This is a genomic window from Pleomorphomonas koreensis DSM 23070 (assembly GCF_000425185.1).
In the GTDB taxonomy this organism is placed as follows: Bacteria; Pseudomonadota; Alphaproteobacteria; order Rhizobiales; family Pleomorphomonadaceae; genus Pleomorphomonas; species Pleomorphomonas koreensis.
Map to the genome: position 1 here is coordinate 1 of NZ_AULH01000050.1, position 3,206 is coordinate 3,206.

The 3,206-nt window shown below is 59.0% G+C and carries 3 protein-coding genes and 1 pseudogene; 3 read left to right on the forward strand and 1 reads right to left on the reverse strand.

From position 1 onward, the window contains the following. On the forward strand, positions 1 to 441 hold a 441-nt coding region (locus tag H512_RS0119840), incomplete at its 5' end, for an Hsp20/alpha crystallin family protein (RefSeq protein WP_026784889.1). A 114-nt stretch (positions 442 to 555) separates the two neighbouring features. Further along, the gene (locus H512_RS0119845; protein ID WP_026784890.1) at positions 556 to 1,035 is read left to right on the forward strand and encodes a phosphate-starvation-inducible PsiE family protein; all 480 of its coding nucleotides are present in this window, start codon (positions 556 to 558) and stop codon (positions 1,033 to 1,035) included. Positions 1,036 to 1,842: 807 nt separating this feature from the next. On the opposite strand, the pseudogene H512_RS27950 reads toward H512_RS0119845, so the two are convergent. Next, positions 1,843 to 2,495 (reverse strand): annotated as a pseudogene (locus H512_RS27950) (IS5 family transposase); the annotation flags it as partial. Between H512_RS27950 and H512_RS27955 the strand changes: the two are divergent. Then, complete coding sequence (locus H512_RS27955; protein WP_156899592.1) at positions 2,469 to 3,203, forward strand: peptidoglycan-binding domain-containing protein; 735 nt, start codon at positions 2,469 to 2,471, stop codon at positions 3,201 to 3,203. The pseudogene H512_RS27950 and the gene H512_RS27955 overlap by 27 nt on opposite strands. Positions 3,204 to 3,206 lie beyond the last annotated feature (3 nt).

Here is a 3,206-nt window from a genome sequence, read left to right on the forward strand (position 1 = left end):
GCCAAGAGCAGCGAAGACAACCCGATCGCGACACTCCAGCGCGAAATGAACCATGTGTTCGAGAGCTTCTGGAACCGTGTCGGTCATTTCGAATGGCCCTTTGGCAGTGGCGAGGCGAAATCCGACATCGTTGAAACCGACAATGCGATCGAAGTGTCGATCGAGCTGCCGGGCATGGAGATGAAAGACATCGAGGTGACGGTCAACGATGACATATTGACTGTGAAGGGGGAGAAGAAGATCGAGCGCCAGGAGGAGAAGAAGGGGTATTATCTGTCCGAGCGCAGCTACGGCGCGATCTACCGGACAATTCCGCTCCCCCCCGGTGTGGATGGCGAAAAGGCGCAAGCGTCCTTCAAGAACGGGGTTCTGACGATCAAGCTGCCCCAGACTCCCGAGGCGCAGGCCAAGGTCAAGCGCATCGAGGTCAAGAACGGCTGATTTGCCACATTGGGTGTCGCCGGTTTGCGGCGTCCCCTCCGCTCCGTGCGATATCGCACCGTCTGGCGAAGCCCCGGGGAGCTTGTCTCTCCGGGGCGGCTTCGAGGGGCAATCATGAAAGACTTGCAACGATCCGGGCTGACCCGTGAACAATGGTCGGCGATGACGCTCTACGAGAAGTTCGAGCAAGTTGTCATCTTCGTCCTCAGCGTCATCATTGCGGCGATCGTCGTGGCGTCGGTCTGGGCGCTGATGCGCGAAGTCGTGAACCGCCTGGTTCTGGGGGCATTCGACACTCTCGATTACGCCACCTTCCAGGTGGTGTTCGGCATGATCTTCACCGTGGTGATCGCGCTCGAGTTCAAGCGCTCCCTTCTTGTTGCGACCGAACGCAGCTTCGGGATCCTCCAGGTCCGCACGATCGTGCTGATCGCGCTCCTCGCCATCGCGCGCAAATTCATCATCCTGGACCTCGGCGAGACGGAACCGGCCAAGATTGCCGCTCTTGCCGGCGCGGCGCTAGCGCTCGGCGCTGTCCACTGGCTGGTGCGCGATCAGGACCAGCGCGAAGTCCGGAACCGTGAGGCGCCATGACAGGGGTCTCTGCCCGCCATCGCCTGTTCAATTTCGTGCAATCGGCGCTGCTGCTCGGGCTCATGGCCGCGATCGCCTGGATCGCGGTGACAGCGATCGTCGGACCCGAGACCGGTCTCCTCATGGCGCTCGCGATGGTCGGGGGTCTCCTGTTACCTTTTCGGCGCGCCCGTGGAGCCCGATGTTTTCAAGGCGCTCGCAGGAACGACCTCAGACAGCAAGACGTCAGACAAAGCTCCTCGATAAAATATCGATTGGGAAGCGAACTGGCGCGAGGTCGTTCGTAAATCTGCGAGAGAACGTTGGAATACAGTTCCTCTCGCTCCGCCAAATACCGCCGATTGCCGCACAAATGGAGAGACTATCTCTTCAATTCTCAATGAGATAGATTCTCAAGAGATTGCCGACCACGGGCATGTTCTCGCACGCCTAGCCAAAGGCAAGATAGCCCTGCCGGTATAACCGCCGATGACCGCCATAGCCCGAGTCACTTCTGCTTGGGCATGACTGGACTGGTGCTGGTCGCGAGCTGACAGCTTTCGCATAGTGGAAGCGAGATAGCTAACCTATTCTAGCACAGGATCCCCCGTCAGGCGCCATTCCAGCTAAACCGTTACTTGGGGCCTTCAAGCAAACGGAACCACTCTTTCACAGTCAACTCAAGACGATCAACCTCATCCTCTGCCAGAAGCCCGCAACGGGCGATCAGACCACGAAGATTGTTGAGTGAAAACATTACTCTACCCATCGCCTTCTGGTTACTCAGAATACCTCCAAATAAAGCATAGTTCGCACGAATATTGTCGCCTAGGTCCTTTTGACAAAAGTGGGCGGCCATAGCTTAAGCGCCGCGATGTTTAGGAAGGCGAGGAAGGATTTGTCCATCTCGTCTTAGCGGGCGGTTATGCGGCGGAACTGTTTGAGGCGATTGAACATCCGCTCGATGCGGTTTCTGCCCGATAATATCGGAAGCTGTAAGATGGCGGCTCGACGCGGCTCGAACGAGGTGGGATGACTGGCAGAATGGCGCGCAGAAGCAGTCCCACCCGCACCGCGTCGCCGTCGTATCCCTTGTCGGCCAGCAGCATGCGCGGTTCGCCGATCGGCAGGTCCATCAGGCCATCAACAGCGAGATAGTCAGAGACCTCGCCACCGGGTCAACTTGAAGCCATGAGGACGCCCCCGACCGCCTGAGCGGGCGTGGATTTTGCTCGTAAAGCCATCGCGGCTTCGACCAAAGCCTTCCTTATGAGTCGTCCCCTTTTGCGCCGGCAGCCCTGCGAATGCCCCCGGACGGTGGTGCTGTCGATCATATGCTGCCAATCGTCGGTGAGCCCGAGTTCGACCAGCGTTTCCAGAAGTGCATCCCAGACACCCTGTTCAGCCCAGCGTCGGAAACGGACATAGATCGAGTTCCACTTGCCGTATCGCTCATGCATGTCGCGCCCGGGGGCACCCGACCCGCAAGCCGTAGCCACTGGGCTCCGGATGGCCCGCCCGCCCCCGCTTCACAGGATTACCCCAACCGCTCTTGGCCTGACCACTTGACGGTGTATACTCACCTTCCAAGGGGAGCGAACGTGAGTAGTGGTGGCGCAGTTTGGGCCGCTTTAGCGACTTTTTGTATCCTTCTGCAGAGCCCAGCGGACGCGCAGGAGTGGAATCGTTCGCCCAGACAAGTGCAACAGGCACTAACCGATTTTGGCTTCAAACCTGGGGCCGCGGATGGCGTATGGGGCAAGAAATCAGCCTCGGCACTACGCGCCTTTCAAAAGGCCCAGGGACTGACTGAGACAGGCTTTCTGGACGAAGCAACATCGGCGAAGCTCTTTGCTCCGAATAGAAAGTTGGTCGATGATGTTGTCAAAGCGCTTGCATCGCCCAACGCAGCCTCGGGTATCAATGCAAGTGGTCCGCCCAAATCAGATCCATCCTGGAGAACGGAAGCCAGCACATCACGGTCCGACCCCGTAGTTGTTGGGGTGCCCTTACCGCCGGCGTCTCCTCCCTCTGAGTTGAGCCAGCCGTCGAACTCGACCTCGGATGGAAATTCTCAGCGTACAGGCGGAGCAACGGAGGATCGTGTCCCAGGGCGTGGTGTAGCTTCGGCGCTCGCCGTGCCTTCCGGACAGAGCCGGGAACGTGTCAGCTTGCCGCTGGCAGGCTGATGA